Source organism: Nocardioides sp. (assembly GCF_035697785.1).
GTDB lineage: Bacteria > Actinomycetota > Actinomycetes > Propionibacteriales > Nocardioidaceae > Nocardioides_B.
On the sequence record NZ_DASSCL010000011.1, the window covers coordinates 17,329 to 34,382 of the forward strand.

Sequence of the window (17,054 nt, forward strand, 5' to 3'; positions counted from 1 at the left end):
GACCAGGTAGCGCGTGACCAAGACCGGCCTTCCGCGGTTGGGGTCGGTGTCAGGCTGACTGCGGTCAAGTGAGTGCCCAGCCCCGCTGTTCCGCGTCGCTGGGTTCGCCGAGGGGTCAGTTGTTCCCGCTCCTCCGCTGCGCTCCTCCGCAGGACCAGCGGACCCCTCGGCTAGCAGTTCTCACGCGCTACACGGGAATGAGCTGCGTTAGCGAATGGCGGGTCCGACTACGCTCGTCACGTGACCGAGCCCCCCGTCGTACGCCTCGTCGACATCCGCGACCAGGCGCTCGACGCCCAGGAGGTGCTCGACGTGCTGGCCGACCAGGCGTCGGGCGGCGTCACGCTCTTCGTGGGGACGGTCCGCGACCACGACGGCGGCAAGGGCGTGGACGGGCTCGAGTACTCCGCCCACCCGACCGCGCTCGACCGGCTCCGCGACGTGTGCGAGGAGATCGCGGGCAAGCACGACGTCCAGGCGGTGGCGGCGGTGCACCGGGTCGGCCTGCTCGCGCTAGGGGATGCCGCCGTGATCGTCGCGACGTCGGCGGCCCACCGCGGCGAGGCGTTCGAGGCCTCGCGTGCGCTCATCGACCGGCTGAAGGAGTCGGTCCCGATCTGGAAGCACCAGCTCTTCGACGACGGCACGGAGGAGTGGGTCGGCACCCCCTGAACCGGGAACTGCAGCGCGATCGTCTGGACCTCCCGCGTGCCTGCCGGGCCGGGAGCGTTCCGCTCCGTAGCCTGGGGCGGTGGAGATCCTGCTCTGGCTGGTCCCGGCCGCCGCGGTCACCGGCGTCGCCATGCTCTGGGCCGCCTGGGCCGGACGGCCCAGGCGAGACGAGCGCGCGGCACGCACGAGCGTCCGCGACGCCGACCAGGAGCGGTTCGCCCGGGCGATCACGCGCGAGCACCCGGGCGCACGAGCGCCCAGGCCGCAGCCGGTCCGCGACCGGAGCACCGGGATCGCCGTACGGCCCTCGCGCCGCCCCCCCGGCAACGGTGACACCCGCAGGTCCGCGTAGCCGCCTGCATGTCAGACCAGTTGGCCGCAAATGAGAAGGTGGCCGCATGAGCCGCCGCACCGTGTCCAGCGTGCTGGTCACCGTGCTCCTCGTCGGGTTGATCTCCGCCGCGGCCTTCCTTCCGGTGCCCTACGTGACGATGAGCCCCGGGCCCACCGTCAACGTCTTCGACGAGGTGGAGGGCGACCGGGTCATCCAGGTAGAGGGTGCGGACACGTACCCGACCGACGGAGACCTGCGGCTGACCACGGTCTCGGTGACCAGACCTGACTCGGAGATCTCGCTGGTCGAGGCGCTGTCCGCGTGGTTCGACGGCACTCGCGCCGTCTATCCCCGCGACGTGATCTACCCGCCCCAACAGACCGTCGAGGAGGTCGAGCGGGAGAGCAGCGTGCAGATGGTCTCCTCCCAGGACACGGCCATCGCGGTGGCGCTCCGGGAGCTCGGCTTCGATCTGCCGTTGCGCACCGAGGTCCTCGGCGTGGCCGAGGGGTCGCCCGCCGACGGCAAGCTCGAGCCCCGCGACTACCTCCTCGAGGTCAACGGCCAGACGATCGAGGACGTCTCCCAGGTCTCGGACGCGATCCAGGAGACCGGCGTGGGGGAGCCCGCCGAGTTCGTCGTACGTCGAGACGGCGACCGGCGCACCGTGACGGTGACGGCCGAGGCCGCGCCCGACGACGCCGAGCGCGCCGTAGTGGGGATCGAGATCGGCACCGGCTACGACTTCCCGTTCGACGTGAGCGTGAACCTCGACGACAACATCGGCGGTCCCAGCGCCGGCTTGATCTTCTCCCTCGCCGTCTACGACACCCTCACCCCCGGCTCCATGACGAAGGGTGCTGACGTGGCCGGCACCGGCAGCATCGACGGTCAGGGCGAGGTCGGCCCGATCGGCGGGATCCAGCAGAAGGTGGTCGCCGCGGCCGACGCCGGTGCCGAGCTGTTCCTGGTCCCGGCCGCCAACTGTGCGGCCGCCCTCGGGGCGAACGTCGGCGAGGACGAGATCCGGCTGGTGCGCGCCACCACCATGCACGAGGCGGTCGAGTCGCTCGAGACCTACGCCGAGGACCCCGACGCCGAGCTGCCGAGCTGCGAGGACCGATGACCGAGCACCCGGACACCCCCGACGTCGACCCCTACCTGCGCTCGGCCGCGCGTGAGATCGAGGCCCACGCCGCCAACTCCGGCTGGGACCAGCCGGCCCGGCTGTTCGCGCTCGTTCCGACCAGCGACCTGCTGTCGCGCGAGCCCGGTCTAGCCACCGCTCTCGGCGTCGCCGAGGCCGAGGCCGGCTCGCTGACGCCGGTCGAGCAGGAGACCCCCGCGGACCATCCCCTCGAGGAGACCCTCGAGGGGATCATGTGGCCCGCCGAGGTGTTCGGCTGCGCCGCCGTGGTCGAGCGACTGGTGCTCCCACCTTCCGCGGACGCCGAGATGCCGGAGGACCACGAGGCGGCCCAGGAGTACGCCGCGTCGCACCCGGACCGGCAGGAAGTACGCATCGTCGCGGCAGCCACGAGGGACGGCGCGGCGTACTGCACGCTCCGGATGCGGGCCCACGACGACGACCAGTCGGTGCTAGAAGGCGTCGACCTTGTGCCGGGCCTTCTAGAGTTGTTGCACGGGACCCTGACCCAATGATCTGGGTCAGCCCACGGGACATGGAGACAGGTAGCAGGTTGTGAGCGGATTCTTCGAGGAACCACCCCAGCAGCCGCGGCGGCCCGCCGCTGCTCAGGCACCCCCGCAGGGACGCTCGCGCGCGCTCGTCGGCACCGCCATCATCCTGGTCGCGGCCTTCTTCCTGGCCTCGGTCTTCACCGGCATCTGGACCGACCGGCTGTGGTTCCGCAGCGTGGGGTACTCCGAGGTGTTCAACACCGTCCTCGGCACGCGGGTGATGCTGTTCCTGATCTTCGGTGTCCTGCTCGGCGCGATCGTGGCGGCCAACATCATGATCGCCTACCGGTTCCGCCCGGTCTTCCGGCCTGCGTCCCAGGAGCAGGTCAACCTCGACCGCTACCGCGAGGTGGTCGAGCCGATGCGGCGCTGGCTGCTGCTCGGCATCGCCGTGGTCCTCGGGATCTTCGCCGGCAGCTCCGGCGCCGGCCAGTGGCGGCAGTTCCTGCTGTGGCGCAACCAGGTCCCGTTCGGGACCGAGGACCCGTACTTCAACCGTGACGTCGGCTTCTACGTCTTCGAGCTGCCCTGGCTGCACTACCTCGTCGACTTCGGCATGGCGGTCACCGTGCTCAGCCTGATCGCGGTGGCGATCACGCTCTACCTGTTCGGCGGGATCCGGCTGCAGGCGCGTGGCGACAAGCTGACCGGCGCGGCCCAGGTGCACCTCTCGGTGCTGCTCGGCCTGTTCGTCCTGATCAAGGCCGTCGACTACTGGCTGGACCGGTTCGACCTCACGACCGAGGGCGGCGGCCTGTTCACCGGCATGGGCTACACCGACCGGAACGCCGTGCTGCCGTCGAAGAACATCCTGATGTTCATCGCGCTGATCTGCGCGCTGCTGTTCTTCGCCAACATCCTGCGCCGCACGTGGATGCTGCCGTCGGTCGGGCTGGCGCTGCTGGTCCTTTCCGCTGTACTGCTCGGCGCGATCTGGCCGGGCATCGTGCAGCAGTTCCAAGTGCGCCCGTCGGAGCCCGACAAGGAGGGCCCCTACATCGCGCGCAACATCGAGGCGACGCGCACGGCGTACGACGTGGCCGACTCCGAGGTGACCAACTACGACGCGACGCTGTCGCTGTCGAGTGACGTGCTCGCCGCCGACGCGTCCTCCATCCCCGGGATCCGGCTGCTCGACCCGAGCCTGGTGTCCGACGCCTACGAGCAGCTGCAGCAGGTGCGTGGCTACTACAGCGTGAGTGACGTCCTCGACGTCGACCGGTACGAGCTCAACGGGGAGACCCGTGACATGGTCGTGGCGGTCCGCGAGCTCGAGCAGAGCGGTCTCGAGGAGTCCCAGCGCAACTGGGCCAACCTGCACACCGTCTACACGCACGGGTACGGCGTGATCGCGGCCTACGGCAACCAGAAGGACGCCAACGACCAGCCGGTGCCCGACGCCGAGGGCAAGCCGATCTGGGCGGAGCAGGACATCCCGCCCCGCGGCGATCTGACCAACATGTTCGAGGACGGCTACCAGCCGCGGATCTACTTCGGCGAGCGGAGCCCGTCGTACTCCATCGTCGGCAAGTCCGACGGTGCTCGCGACGTGGAGCTCGACATCCCGGAGGGCAGCGGCGGCGACCAGCCGACCACCACGACCTACGACGGCAGCGCCGGCGTGCCGGTGGGCGGAATCTTCAACAAGCTGCTCTACGCGATCAAGTTCTCCGAGCCCAACATCGTGCTGTCCAGCCGGGTCAACGAGAACTCCCGCATCCTCTACGACCGTGCACCGCGGGACCGCGTGCAGAAGGTCGCCCCGTGGCTGACGGTGGACGGCGACGTCTATCCCGCGGTGGTGGACGGGCGCGTGGTGTGGATCGTCGACGGCTACACGACGACGGACCACTACCCGAACGCTCAGAAGGACTCGCTCAGCGACATGACCGAGGACTCGTTGCAGCCGCGGACCGCGTACTCCACGCTCCCGACCGACGAGATCAACTACATGCGCAACTCGGTCAAGGCGGTCGTGGACGCCTACGACGGCAGCGTCACCCTCTATGAGTGGGACCGCGACCCGATCCTCGACGCATGGTCCGAGGCGTTCCCCCAGGTGGTCCGTCCGCGCTCGGAGATCCCGCCGAACCTCCTCGCGCACATGCGATACCCAGAGGACATGTTCAAGGTGCAGCGGCACATGCTGGCGACGTACCACGTGAAGAACCCCAAGACGTTCTACGAGGGCAACGACCGCTGGGAGGTCCCGCAGGACCCCGAGATCAAGACCAACAAGCAGCCGCCCTACCGGCTGTCGGTGCGGACGCCGGGCGAGAGCGCGCCAGTGTTCTCTCTGACCAGCGTCTTCGTCCCTCAGGAGAGGCAGAACCTCGCCTCCTTCATCTCCGTCGACTCCGACGCGTCGCAGGAGGACTACGGCAAGATCCGGATCCTGCGACTGCCGAGCAACACGCAGGTGCCCGGGCCGTCACAGATCGCCAACCAGTTCGCCTCGGAGCAGGAGATCCAGGACCGCCTGCTGGCGTTCACACGGACGAACTCCAAGGCACTGTTCGGCAACCTGCTGACCCTGCCGGTCGGTGACGGCCTGCTGTACGTGCAGCCGTTGTACACGCTGCGCCAGGAGGGCGAGGGCCGCTACCCCGTCCTCCGCTACGTGCTGGCGTCCTTCGGCGAGGACGTCGGGATCGGCTCGACGCTGACCGCGGCCCTCGACGACGTCCTCGGCATCACCACTCCGGAGGAGTCCGTCGACCCGGCGGAGAACCCCGACCTCGGTGGTGATCCCGGCACCGGGCCGAGCGCTCCTGTGTCCGGCGACGTACGCGAGCTGCTGCAGCAGGCCGAGGCCAAGTTCGTCGAGGCCGAGCAGGCGTTGCGCGACGGCGACCTCCCTGGGTACGCCGAGGCCAGCCAGGAGGCCCGTGACCTGGTCCAGCAGGCCATCGAGGAGGCCGACCAAGGCGGTGCCGGCAACGGTGCCGGCAACGGAGACGGTGGAGGAGGCGGCGGCTCCGGCGATGGGTCCGGCGATGGGTCCGGCGACGGCTCCGGCGCAGATGGAGACGGACAAGCGAGCGGCTGAGCCACAGGCCGAGCTCCGGTCCGGCGATCGCGACATCCGGTGGCGAGTCCGTCGAGACCAGATGTGATCGCCGTCATGCTGCTCTCGATTTGGACGGCGTCGGCGTCTCCCGTAAGGTTGGCGTCACCGACGCGGGGTGGAGCAGTTCGGTAGCTCGCTGGGCTCATAACCCAGAGGTCGCAGGTTCAAATCCTGCCCCCGCTACGAATTTCAGGCTCGGAATCTACGGATTCCGAGCCTGAAAGTATTTAGAGACCGGTCACTGGGGCCGCACCCAGGCGTAGCCCCACGGGCCAAGGGTCAGTGGCGCGACCACGTGGTCGGCCAGCACGTCGACGCCCGTCACTGTGGGTAGGGTGACGGACTCACTGGTCACGTTGGTCACGCAGAGCAGCTCGTCTGCGGTGCCCACGCCCCGGCGCAGCGCGAAGACGCGGGCGTCGAGCCGCTCGACCTCCTGTGTGCCGAACGGCGAGAACGCCCGATGCCGCCGGCGTACGTCGAGCAGTCGTCGCATCCCGGCGAACACCGCCTGGCGCCGCGGGTCGTCGCGCAATTCCTGAGCCAGCCGGTCGGCGTCGAGGACAGCCCGGTTGATCCGACGGTTGATCCGGCTGGTGACCATCCCCTCCAGGTCGGGCGGCGATCCGACCAGCGAGTGGTAGTAGACGGCAGGCACACCGAGGAAGCCGAACAGGATGCTGTGGGCGGCCAGCGCCTTGGCGGCGACGATCGCCGGGTCACGCGCCTCTTCGACCGTGCACAGGGCGTCGAGGTAGCTGAGGTTGAGCTCGTAGACCCGACGCGAACCGTCCGGCCGGCTGGCCCACGAGACCCGTCCCCCGTGCGCATGGGTTCGGTCGACGAGGGCCGTGCGCTCGTGGTCGTCGAGGATCCCCTCGGTGGCGCGCATCCCGATCCCGTCATGGCTGGCCAGGAAGTTGAACCACGTCGCGGTGTCGCTCACCGGCCCCACACCCGCTGCCCAGTCGCTGAGCCGGACGGTCGAGCCGGCCACGAAGGAGTGCAGCACCAGCGGCGGGAGCGCGAACTGGTATACGAGGTTGGCCTCGTCGTGGCCGTCGCCGAAGTAGGAGATGTTCTCGGCGTGCGGGACGTTGGTCTCGGTCAGCAGCCGGGTCCCCGGCGCGACCTCGTCGACGAGTGCCCGCCACAGCTTGATCACGGCATGGGTCTGCGGCAGGTGCAGGCAGGTAGTGCCTGACTGCTTCCAGAGGAACCCGATCGCGTCCAGCCGGACCGCCGAGGCGCCGCGGACGAGGTAACCCAACAGCACGTCGGTCAGCTCGATCAGGGTCGCCGGGTGGCGCACGTCGACGTCGACCTGATCGTCGCCGAAGGTGGTCCATGCCCACGACTTGGACCCGTCCGGGCGGGGGAACGCGTGATGGAGCGGCGTGGTCCGCGGCCGGACCACGCGGGACTCGTCGAAGTCCGGGTCCTTCTCGACGTAGAACCCGGCGTAGGCCGGATCGCCGGCCAGCCAACCCAGGAACCAGGGGCAGTGGCTGGAGGTGTGGTTGGCGACGAAGTCGAACATCAAGGCGTGCTCGGCCGCCAGTTCGGCCACGTCGTCCCAGCTCCCCAATGACGGGTTCACGGCCCGGTGGTCGACAACGGCGAAGCCGTCGTCGGACGTCCACGGGAACATCGGTAGCAGGTGCACGTCGCTGAGCAGGTCGCCCACGTGGTCGTGCAGGAACGCCGCCAGCGTGTGCAGTGGTGCCTCGCCTCGCCGGCGGATGCCGTCGCCGTAGGTGATCAGGCAGGCGGTCCGCTCGGTGGGCGGTGCCACCTCGCGGCCGGCCAGGGCCGCGGCGTAACGCTGGGCCAGCTCGACCAAAGCGTGCAGCACAGCGCCGTCATCGTCGGGGTAGAGCATCTCGACGTACGGCGCAATCCGGGCGGTCAGCTGCCTCGTGTCGAGCGTGGTCATGCCGACCCCTCGGCCTGGGCGAGCGCGGCGCCCTCGCGAACCCGGTCCGCTGACAGCGGGGCGCTCGAGCCGCCCTCGGCCAGCAGCCCTCCTACGGTGGCCAGGCCCCAGTCGTCGAGGTCGGAGACCCGGTCGGAGAACGACGCCAGACCGCCAAAGCGGCCGGATTCTCTGGCCCACCGTTCGCGCAGCCGGTACGACGGCCGCGCCACGACGCAGTCGGGGTCGTTGACCCAGAGCCTGCCCTGCATCCACGCCCGTGCCGCCAGCGGCATCAGCCCCCGCAGTCCGGCGGACCCGTCCTCGGCGCCCTCGTGAAAGGTATCGGGGGAGACCCGCATCGCATCGACCAGTCCCACGCTCGGCAGCAGCGGTGCCCCGCAGCCGACGAGATACACGTCCGGTCCGACCGCCTCCCGGACCAGCTCGAGCCCGATGCGGTAGGCGGTCACCTCGTCCACGTCGGTGTACCGCGGGCCGGGCAGCGCACCGCCGTAGAGGAAGTCGAGCTTGAGGTAGTCCACGCCCAGGGCGGCCAACCGCCCGAGCACGTCGCGCAGGAGCTCCTGCACCCCAGGGTGGGTGAGGTCCAGGCCGACGAGGTCCTGCCCCCAGTTGTGCCCGGCTGGACCCACCAGCCAGTCGGGGTGCTCGCGGGCCAGCGCGGTCTGAGTTCCGACCAGGAACGGCGCCAGCCACAGGCCCGCCCGACGGCCCGAGTCGCGGATCGCGTCCACCAGCGCCGGCAGCGACCAGAACGCGGGGGAGGGCACCAGCCCTTCACCGAGCCCGGGGCTCCAGCCGTCGTCGATCTGTACGACGTCGACGGCGAGGGCGTGCTGGTCGATGGCGCTCAGGTTCTCGACGACGTCGGCCGCGGTGACTCGCTCGAAGTAGTGGTACCAGGAGCACCACACCGTGGGCGGCTCCGCCAGCGGGAGCCCCTGTCGGCGGGCGGAGTACGTGTCGCCGAATGCCTGCAGCGCAGCCTCACCCCCGGCGGAGTGGTCGGAGACGGCGACCGGTCCGGTGGCGCGGACCAGCAGGGTGCCGTCCTGGGTGGTCGCCCGCACGGTGGGCACGGTCAGCGGGTCCTGCGGGGCGTAGAGACGAGCCGGCTCGCCGGTGCCCGGGTCCACCACGAGAAGTCCCTCGGCCTGCAGGGCGTCGGGAGCGAGGGGGGTCCCCGACCGGAACCGCATCAGGTGCTGCCACTCCTCCTGCGGGACCCGGCTCTCGGCGCCGACGGGATACCAGGTCGCCGGGCTCCAGCTCTGCCACCCTTCGGCGTACACGCGCGCCCGCGCGGGGTCGACGGGGACCTCGTCGACGACGTCCCCGAGGGCGGTCACGACGGGCCCTCCACGGCGACCGGGACGCCGTCCCGCTCCGCAGAGGTGCGGGCGGCCAGCACCACCGCGACCGACCGTGCCGCGTCAGCAGCGGAGTTCTCCGGCTGCCGGCCCTCGGCCACCGCGCACATCAGCTCACCCATCGCGGCGGCGAAGCCGTCGACGAACCAGGCGCCGTGCAGCGGCACCGGGGTCCGCGTGGAGCCGTCGTCGAGCTCGAGCCGGTCAGAGTCCAGGAGCACGCTGCCACGGAGCGTGCCCGTGGTGCCGTGTAACCAGAACGGGCAGCCCGGCTGCGAGGCCACCACATTTCCCACGATCCGCAGGCCGGCCGTGGCCCCCGAGGGAGTGCCCATCGACAGGGTGGCCGACCACGGGTTGCGAGCCCCTGCGGGCTGCCCCGGGACCCGGGAGTCGCTGGCCTGAACCGTGGTCACCGGACCGGCACCACCGTCCTGCAGCCACGAGCGCGTGATGTCGACCCAGTGCAGGAGATAGTCGGTGAGCAGCATGTGGGGTACGTCGTCGAAGGGGGTGCCGGTGAGCGGGGGGAGCGGCTTGTCGTGCAGGTGCGTGACGCCGACGACCTGCCCGACGGCCCCGTCGCGGACGAGCAGGGTCACCGCCCGCCACGGCGGGGCCCAGCGCCCGTTGTGGTTCACCGCCACGCGGACGCCGGCTGTCTCGGCGCGGGCCAGCACGCCGGGCAACTGGGCCAGGTCGTCGGGCGACAGCGTGAGCGGCTTCTGGGCCAGCACGTGCTTGCCGGCGGCCACCGCCGCCTCTATCCACGTCAGCCGGCCCTCCGGTCCTGTGGCGAGGTCCACGAAGCGCACCTCAGGGTCGGCCAGCAGCTCCTCGGCGGTGGCGTAGACCCGGCCGACGAACGGAAACGTGTCCAGCACCGAGGCGGTGGTCTCCTGCCGCCGGCTCCACACGCCCGTCACCCCGACGCCGTACTGCTCGTACGCCGGCAGGTGGGCCGACTGGGCGATCGTGCCGCAGCCGAGGATCGCGACGCCGGTGCGATCGGCGGGAAACTGGGGGGAGGTGTCGACGGTCATGTCGTCCCCGAGGCTGCGGGGAACCGCAGCACGGCCTGCAGGATCGAGGGGTCACCCCGGTCGAGACGCTCGAAGACGGCCGCGACGTCGGCGGCCTCGACGACGTCGGTGACCAGCGAGCGGGCGTCGACCCGGCCGCGGCGGACCTGTTCCATGAAGGTGCGCACGAGCCGGGGCTGGTCCCAGCGTGGTCCGAGACGGACCGGCGTGCCGGCGATCTGGCTGGCCACGATCCGGACCCGGTTGTGGTGGAACTCCTCGCCGAGCCGCAGGTGCTCCGCCCCGCCCTGGTAGAAGCCCGAGGCCACCACGGTCCCGTCGACCACGACGGAGCGGACCGCCTCGTGCAGGGCCCGGTCGTTGCCGCTCAGCTCGATCGCCGAGTCCACGCCGCCGTCGCACCAGGCCCGGATGGCGGCTCCGGCGCCGCCGTCGACGCTGGCGATCACCACCTCGGCGGCGCCCATCGCGCGGGCTGCCTCGAGCCGCTCGGGGACGGTGTCCACTGCGACCACCTCAGCGCCGCTGACGACCGCTAACCGGGTGGCCAGCAGGCCGATCACGCCCTGGCCGAAGACGGCGACCCGGTCGCCGAGTTGCGCCTCGGCGGCCAGCACGGCGTTGAGGGCGATCGACCCGACCCGCGCGAAGGTGCCGGAGATCGCGTCGTCCGCGTTCCACACCCGGTCACGGACGGCGGCGGCCGAGACCACCGCCTCGCTGCGGTGGCCCCAGATGCCGTGCACCACCTGGCCGACGGCCGGGGATCCGACGTCGGCTGCGACCTCCACGACCTCACCGACCTCGGAGTACCCCCACCCCTGCACCGGGTAGCCGAAGGTCGGGTCCCCCTCGACGAAGAGCCGCCGCTCGGGATCCCAGGTGCGGGTCAGGTAGGGATTCGAGCCGCGGTACGCGGTCAGCTCGGTGCCGGCCGAGATGCCGGAGTACCACGTGCGCAGCCGCACCGAGCCCGGCACCAGCGGCTGCGGGTCGCACGGGACCAGCGCGACGTCGTACGGCGCGGCGAACGAGACGACCTCGGGCACGGTTGTCCTCCTGGGTGAGGGTCGGTGAGGCGGGCGAGGGCCCCGCAGAGTCAGCCCTTCTCGGCCCCGGCGGTGAGTCCTCCAGCCAGCCAGCGCTCGCTGAGGAAGAAGAGCACGATGATCGGAAGGGTGAGGATCACCGAGCCGGCCATCAGCACCGTGGTCGGCACCTCGATGCTTCCGGCGAGCTGGGACAGGCCGAGGGAGACCGTCCAGTTCTCCCGCCGCTCCACGAGGAAGAGCAGGGCGAAGAGGAACTCGTTCCAGGCGATCATGAAGACGAACAGGGCGTTCGAGGCGATCGCCGGCAGCGCCAGTGGCAGGCTGACGTGCCGCATCGCCTGCAGCCGTGTACACCCGTCGATCGCGGCCGCCTCCTCGAGGCTGGCGGGGATGGTGTCGAAGTAGTTGCGCAACATGTAGATCGACACCGCCGCCACCTGCGCGACGTAGACGACCAACAGGCCGGTCAGGGTGCCGCGCTGACCCAGCCGGGTGAAGAGCACGAACAGCGGGATCGCCAGCAGGATCGCGGGGAAGAAGTAGACGCCCAGGAACACCGCGCTGATCTGGCGGCGGCCGAAGAACTCCAGCCGGCTGACCGCGTAGGCGCCGGGGATCGCGACGAGCAAGCTGATCACCACGGTGCCGAGGGCCACCAGCATGCTGTTCTTGATGAAGTTCAAGAACCCCTGCCCGCCGTCTGCCGTCGAGGCGAGCACGTTCTTGTACGTGTCGAGGTCGATCTCGCCGAGACTCGGCCAGAGCGCCCCCGGGTCTTGGAGGACGGAGTCGAGCTGGCGGAAGGACAGCAGCACCATGTAGTAGAAGGGGAACAGGCTGATGACCAGCAGGAAGATGATGAAGGCCGGCCTGATCACGAGGAGGAGCCGACGCTCCACGGAGTCGCGGCTGATGCCCGGGGTGGCGGTGCTCATGCGGCCTCCTCGGAACGACCGAACAGCTTGAGGTAGACCGTCACGAGGACGGCCAGGATGGCGGCCAGGACGAGCGCCTGCGCGGCGGCGGCTCCGATGTCTCCCCGGTTGATCAGGTAGTCGTAGACGCGCACCGCGACGACCTGCGTCCCGGCTCCACCGCCGGTGAGCAGGTAGATGTCGTCGAAGTTGTTGAAGGTCCAGATGAAACGCAGCACGGTCAGGACCGCGATGGTCGGGAGCAACTGCGGCAGAACGATGTGGCGGAACCGCTGGGTCGGGGTCGCGCCGTCCACTGTCGCAGCCTCCTCGAGGGACTCCGGGATCGCCTGGATCCGGGCGGTGAGGAAGAGGAACGCGAACGGGAACGAGCGCCACGCCTCGAAGAGCACGCAGCTCAGGAGAGCCACGCTCACGTGGGTGTCGAAGCCGAGGATCGAGACAGGCTCAGCCGAGCTGAGGAACGCGACAGGCTCGTCCCACCCGAGCAGCCGGGTGCCGTAGTAGTTGAGGACGCCGAACTGCGGGTTGAGCATCGTCGACCACACGAAGGTCGCCGCAACCACGGGGGCGACGTACGGCACGAGCATGGACGCCCGCACCAGCCCGCGGCCGCGGAACGGCCGGCGCAGAGCGAGCGCGGCAAGCAGGCCGAGCCCGATGGCGAAGGCCGTTCCGGCGACGGAGTAGACGAGAGTCGTCAGAAGTGCGTCGACGAACCCCGACGATCCGAGGACGTTGCTGAAGTTCTCGAGGCTGTAGTCGCCGATGACCCCGGCCTGGCGGAGATTGAGCAGCCGCACCTGCTGGAATCCCAGCGAGATCGTCCACAGGATCGGCAGCACGACCATGGTGAAGACGATGATCACCGTGGGCGAGATCAGCAGGTAGCCCGTCCGGCGGTCCTCGCGGGCCCGCGCGGACTCACCATGGCGGGGTCGAGGAGGAGGCTCGCCGTCACCCCGCTTCGACGCCAGCATCGGTGACGAGGGTCCGGCCAGGCTCACTGGACGGACCCTGCAGCCTCGGTGATGGCGTCGGCGGCCTGCTGGGCGGCCTCCTCGGCCGGGGTGCCGTTGGAGACCTCGTTGACCGCGTTGGCCACCGGCTGCTCGCCCTGGATGGCGCCGAGAACGTCACCCTGGCCCTGCGGGATCGCCCAGCGTTGCAGCGTCTCAGTGCCGGTGGTCAGCGCGTCGATGACCTCGGGACCGTAGAAGTCGGACAGCGGCGCCTTGGTGTCCACTCCGACTGGCATCTTCGCCCAGGCGTCGGAGTAGTTGGTCGCGCCGGGGGAGTCCCCTGCCCGCACCGGGATCTTGCCCTCGGGGGCGATCGCGATCCACGGCTCGTAACCGTCGGACATCATGTACTCGACGAACTGCTGCGCCGGCTCGGTCGCCGAGTCCGCGGTGATGCTCCACGACGTGACCTCGCCGAACGTCGCCGGTGCCGAGCCCGAGGGTCCCTGGATCGAAGTCACCACGCCGCTGTTCTCCGCGAGGAATGCTGGGTTCTTGTTGCACTCCGGGCACGTCGGCAGCGCGTCGTCTCGCAGTCCGGCCATCTCGTCGAGGATGAAGCTCGACCAGATGATCATCGCGGCCTGGCCGGCGAAGTACGACGCGCGCGTGGTGTCCACGTCCTGTGCGCCGCTCACGGAGTAGTCCTGCTGAAGCGTTCCGTAGAAGTCGAGGCCCTCGACGCACTCGGGGCTGTTGAAGGTCACCTGGCCCTCCTCGTCGATCATCTCGCAGGCGTTGCCCAGGCCGATCTCCTCGAAGGTCTGCGACGTGAAGGCGTCACCGGCGACGTTGGCGCCGACAAAGCCGGCGACCTCGGGGCTGTCCAGTGCCTCGGCGGCGGCCAGCACGTCCTCGTAGGTCTCCGGTGCGGCCAGCCCGGCCTCGTCGAACAGGTCCTGCCGGTAGACCATCAGCTGGACCCACGACTCGCTGGGGACCCCGAGCTGGGTGTCCCCGTCCGCGGCCAGAGACATGGCGCTCTCGCTGAACGTCTCGGCGTCGAGGTTCTCCACGACCGCGCTCACAGCGTCGGTGTCGACGAGCTCGTTGCTCGAAAGGGTGCGCAACGAGCCGAGCGGCAGCGCCCCGATCACGTCGGGCAGGTCCCCCGAGGCAGCGTTGGAGGTGAGCACCTGGTTGAACTGGTCCTCGGCGACCGGGACCAGCTCGACGTTGACCCCGCTCTCCTCGGTGAACGCGTCGATGATGTCCTGGGTCGCGTCCACCCGGTCGGGCAGGTCCTCGATGATCCAGACCGTGAGGCTGTCGTCGCCGTCACCGCCGCCTCCGTCGTCGGAGCCGCACGCGGCGAGCGAGGCGACCACGACGCTCGCGAGAACAGCGGCTGCGCTGGCGCGGCGTCGGCGGTGGATGGTCATGGGTCCTCCGTAGGGTCAGCACTTTTGTCAACAGATTGGACCTATGTCATCTAGGCGTCAAGCATTAGATGTCCAGTTGTTACACTCGCCGACGCTCCGGTTCACCCGGCCGGACAGCGGCGCGAGGGGGTGGTCACCGGTGCCCACCGGACCCGGCGACATCCTGGACCTGATCCGACACGGTCGTGCGTCCACGCGGGGTGACGTCCGCGAGGCGACGGGACTGTCTCGGATGACCGTCGCGCAACGGCTCGACGCGCTGCTCGGCGCCGAGATGATCATCGAGGGGGACACGACCGAGGCGACCGGCGGGCGGCGACGGCGGCGGCTGGCCTTCAATACGTCGCAGTCCCGCGTTCTCGTCGCCGCCGTCGATACCACGCACACGCGGATCGCCGTCACCGACCTCGGCGGCGCCGTGCTGGCGGAGGACAACATCGACGTCCCCGTCGAGGCGGGCCCCAGCCAGGTGCTGGACCGGATCGCGGCGGCGATGGCCACCCTGATGCGGACGCACGACGTGACCGCCGCGGGGCTGTGCGGCGTGGGCGTCAGCCTCCCGGGACCCGTCGACCCCGAGTCCGGCCGCCCCAGCCAACCGCCCATCCTGCCCGGCTGGGACGCCTATCCGGTGGCCGAGCAACTTCAAGCGGACCTGCCGGGCGTCCCAGTGCTGACCGCGAACGACGCCGACGCGGCTGCCCTCGGCGAGTACGCCGCCGGCTTCTCACACGTCCGGTCCCTGTGTCTGGTCAAGGTCTCGACCGGTATCGGCACCGGGATCGTCATCGACGGTCGCTCCTACGCCGGGTTCGACGGCGGTGCCGGCGACATCGGTCACGTGCGGGTCTCACCGAAGTCGGACGCGCGCTGCCAGTGCGGCATGCGCGGCTGCCTCGCGGCGGTGGCCAGCGGTCGGGCGGTGGCGGCAGAGCTGACGGAACTGGGCTACCCGGCGCACTCGGGCCGGGAGGTGCACGACCTGCTGGCGGCAGGCAACGCCGACGCCGCTGTCCTGACGCAGCGTGCCGGCCGGCGGATCGGCGAGGTGATGGCCACGGTGGTCTGTCTGCTCAACCCCCAGGAGGTGCTGATCGGCGGCGACCTGGCCTCAGCGCCGTTGCTGGCGGGGATCCGGGAAACCCTGTACAGCCTCGCCCTGCCGCGGGCAACCCGCCACATGGCGCTCCAGCTCGGCGCTCTCGGAGAGGACGCCGCCATCGTCGGCTTGACCCGGCTGGTCGTCGACCACGAGTTCTCCCCCGACGCCGTCAATGCCAAGCTGCGCGGCTGACCCGCACGGCGTACGCGTGGTCCGCCGTGCTGCCGACGCCTGACGGTACGATCGAGGAGTGCCAGCCTCCGATCACGGGACGGCGCCGCCACCGCAAGAGGTGAGGTTCTGCCGGTCGGCCGACGGCGTGCGGATTGCTTATGCGCGGCACGGTTCTGGCCCCCCGCTGGTGATCGCGACCTGTTGGCTCAGTCACCTGCAGCACGACTGGACGAGCCCCGTCTGGCGGCACTTCTTGAACGACCTGGGTGAGATCGCGACGGTGATCCGGTACGACGAGCGCGGGTATGGGCTGTCCGACTGGGACGTCGACGACTTTCGGCTGGAGGCACGGGTCGCCGATCTCGAAGCGGTCGTCGAGCATGCCGGACTCGGCCGGTTCGCGCTCATGGCGATGGCACAGGGTGGTCCGCCCTCGATCGTCTATGCGGTGCGCCACCCCGAGCGGGTGTCCCGGCTGATGTTCTACGGCAGCTACGCGGCGGCCCTCCGCGATCCGACGCCCGAGGACCTCGAGCTCAACGAGACGTTCGAACGGCTGATCAAGGTCGGCTGGGGTCGACCTGAGTCGGAGTTCCGGCGGGTGTTCACCTCGCTGATGATCCCTGGCGCCAGCGAGGACCAGATGCGCTGGCTCGACGAGCTGCAGCGTGTGTCCGCGTCGGCGGAGACCGCCTGCGAGGCCCGTCGTCAACGCGATCGCGACGACGTGACCGAACTGCTGCCGCAACTCGACCTCCCGACCCTGGTGCTGCATTCGCGGCGTGACCGGATGAACGACTTCGAGGAGGGCCGCTATCTCGCCTCGATGATCGCCGGTGCACGCCTAGTGGTGCTGGAGAGCTCGAATCACATCGTGCTCGGCGCCGAACCGGCCTGGCAGGTCTTCGTCGACGAGGTGGCGGCGTTCATGGCCCCGGATCGCCAGCCGGACATGCGGGCAGTCGGTCCCGATCCGGCATCGGTGCTGTCGCCGCGAGAGCTCGACGTACTCCGGCTCGCCGCACAAGGGCAGGACAACGCGGCCATTGCCCGATCCCTCATCCTGAGCATCCGCACGGTCGAACGGCACCTGCACAACACCTATGCGAAGCTCGGCATCCAAGGGAAGTCGGCGCGGGCCGCGGCGGTCGCCAGGCTGATGACTCGCGCCTGACGGGTACGCGTTAACCGACACAACCAGGCGAGGCGAGCCCCTGGGTTTGCGCGCACACACCGACGCGCGGCAGGACGACGTGTT

At 70.1% G+C, this 17,054-nt stretch carries 14 protein-coding genes and 1 tRNA gene; 8 read left to right on the top strand and 7 right to left on the bottom strand.

Annotation, left to right across the window (positions count from 1 at the left end; all coding sequences use genetic code 11):
• Positions 1-240: 240 nt before the first annotated feature.
• From VFH10_RS01395 to VFH10_RS01420, 6 genes are all read left to right on the top strand, one after another.
• The gene (locus VFH10_RS01395) at positions 241-672 is read left to right on the top strand and encodes a molybdenum cofactor biosynthesis protein MoaE (RefSeq protein WP_325125240.1); all 432 of its coding nucleotides are present in this window, start codon (positions 241-243) and stop codon (positions 670-672) included.
• A 79-nt stretch (positions 673-751) separates the two neighbouring features.
• Positions 752-1,024 (top strand): hypothetical protein, encoded by a 273-nt coding sequence (locus VFH10_RS01400; RefSeq protein ID WP_325125241.1) that lies wholly within the window; start codon positions 752-754, stop codon positions 1,022-1,024.
• A gap of 46 nt (positions 1,025-1,070) precedes the next feature.
• The gene (locus VFH10_RS01405) at positions 1,071-2,132 is read left to right on the top strand and encodes a YlbL family protein (protein ID WP_325125242.1); all 1,062 of its coding nucleotides are present in this window, start codon (positions 1,071-1,073) and stop codon (positions 2,130-2,132) included.
• Entirely contained in the window at positions 2,129-2,668 is a 540-nt protein-coding gene (locus VFH10_RS01410; protein WP_325125243.1) for a PPA1309 family protein, read from the top strand. Before VFH10_RS01405 ends, VFH10_RS01410 begins: the two co-directional genes overlap by 4 nt.
• 40 nt (positions 2,669-2,708) lie before the next feature.
• Complete coding sequence (locus VFH10_RS01415) at positions 2,709-5,756, top strand: UPF0182 family protein (RefSeq protein WP_325125244.1); 3,048 nt, start codon at positions 2,709-2,711, stop codon at positions 5,754-5,756.
• A gap of 130 nt (positions 5,757-5,886) precedes the next feature.
• Positions 5,887-5,960, top strand: a tRNA-Met gene (locus VFH10_RS01420).
• Between the two features lie 55 nt (positions 5,961-6,015).
• Here the strand turns inward: VFH10_RS01420 and VFH10_RS01425 are convergent.
• From VFH10_RS01425 to VFH10_RS01455, 7 genes are read right to left on the bottom strand one after another with little or no spacing between them, the layout of a single operon-like run.
• A complete protein-coding gene (locus VFH10_RS01425; protein ID WP_325125245.1) occupies positions 6,016-7,713 on the bottom strand; it encodes an alpha-amylase family glycosyl hydrolase in 1,698 nt (565 codons plus the stop codon).
• On the bottom strand, positions 7,710-9,065 hold the full coding sequence (locus VFH10_RS01430; protein ID WP_325125246.1) for a glycoside hydrolase family 36 protein: 1,356 nt from the start codon (positions 9,063-9,065) through the stop codon (positions 7,710-7,712). The genes VFH10_RS01425 and VFH10_RS01430 overlap by 4 nt, the downstream gene beginning before the upstream one ends.
• Positions 9,062-10,129: a Gfo/Idh/MocA family oxidoreductase gene (locus VFH10_RS01435; protein ID WP_325125247.1), complete on the bottom strand. Its 1,068-nt coding sequence runs from the start codon at positions 10,127-10,129 to the stop codon at positions 9,062-9,064. The genes VFH10_RS01430 and VFH10_RS01435 overlap by 4 nt, the downstream gene beginning before the upstream one ends.
• Positions 10,126-11,178, bottom strand: coding sequence for a zinc-binding alcohol dehydrogenase (locus VFH10_RS01440; protein ID WP_325125248.1), 1,053 nt, complete (start codon positions 11,176-11,178; stop codon positions 10,126-10,128). Before VFH10_RS01440 ends, VFH10_RS01435 begins: the two co-directional genes overlap by 4 nt.
• A gap of 50 nt (positions 11,179-11,228) precedes the next feature.
• The gene (locus VFH10_RS01445) at positions 11,229-12,116 is read right to left on the bottom strand and encodes a carbohydrate ABC transporter permease (RefSeq protein ID WP_325125249.1); all 888 of its coding nucleotides are present in this window, start codon (positions 12,114-12,116) and stop codon (positions 11,229-11,231) included.
• On the bottom strand, positions 12,113-13,123 hold the full coding sequence (locus VFH10_RS01450; protein ID WP_325125250.1) for a sugar ABC transporter permease: 1,011 nt from the start codon (positions 13,121-13,123) through the stop codon (positions 12,113-12,115). Before VFH10_RS01450 ends, VFH10_RS01445 begins: the two co-directional genes overlap by 4 nt.
• Positions 13,120-14,520, bottom strand: a complete 1,401-nt coding sequence (locus VFH10_RS01455) for an ABC transporter substrate-binding protein (RefSeq protein ID WP_325125251.1) — start codon at positions 14,518-14,520, stop codon at positions 13,120-13,122. The genes VFH10_RS01450 and VFH10_RS01455 overlap by 4 nt, the downstream gene beginning before the upstream one ends.
• Before the next feature lie 139 nt (positions 14,521-14,659).
• Here VFH10_RS01455 and VFH10_RS01460 point away from each other — a divergent pair, with 139 nt between their 5' ends.
• Both VFH10_RS01460 and VFH10_RS01465 read left to right on the top strand, forming a co-directional pair.
• Complete coding sequence (locus VFH10_RS01460) at positions 14,660-15,814, top strand: ROK family protein (RefSeq protein ID WP_325125252.1); 1,155 nt, start codon at positions 14,660-14,662, stop codon at positions 15,812-15,814.
• A gap of 58 nt (positions 15,815-15,872) precedes the next feature.
• A complete protein-coding gene (locus tag VFH10_RS01465) occupies positions 15,873-16,970 on the top strand; it encodes an alpha/beta fold hydrolase (protein ID WP_325125253.1) in 1,098 nt (365 codons plus the stop codon).
• Positions 16,971-17,054: the final 84 nt, after the last annotated feature.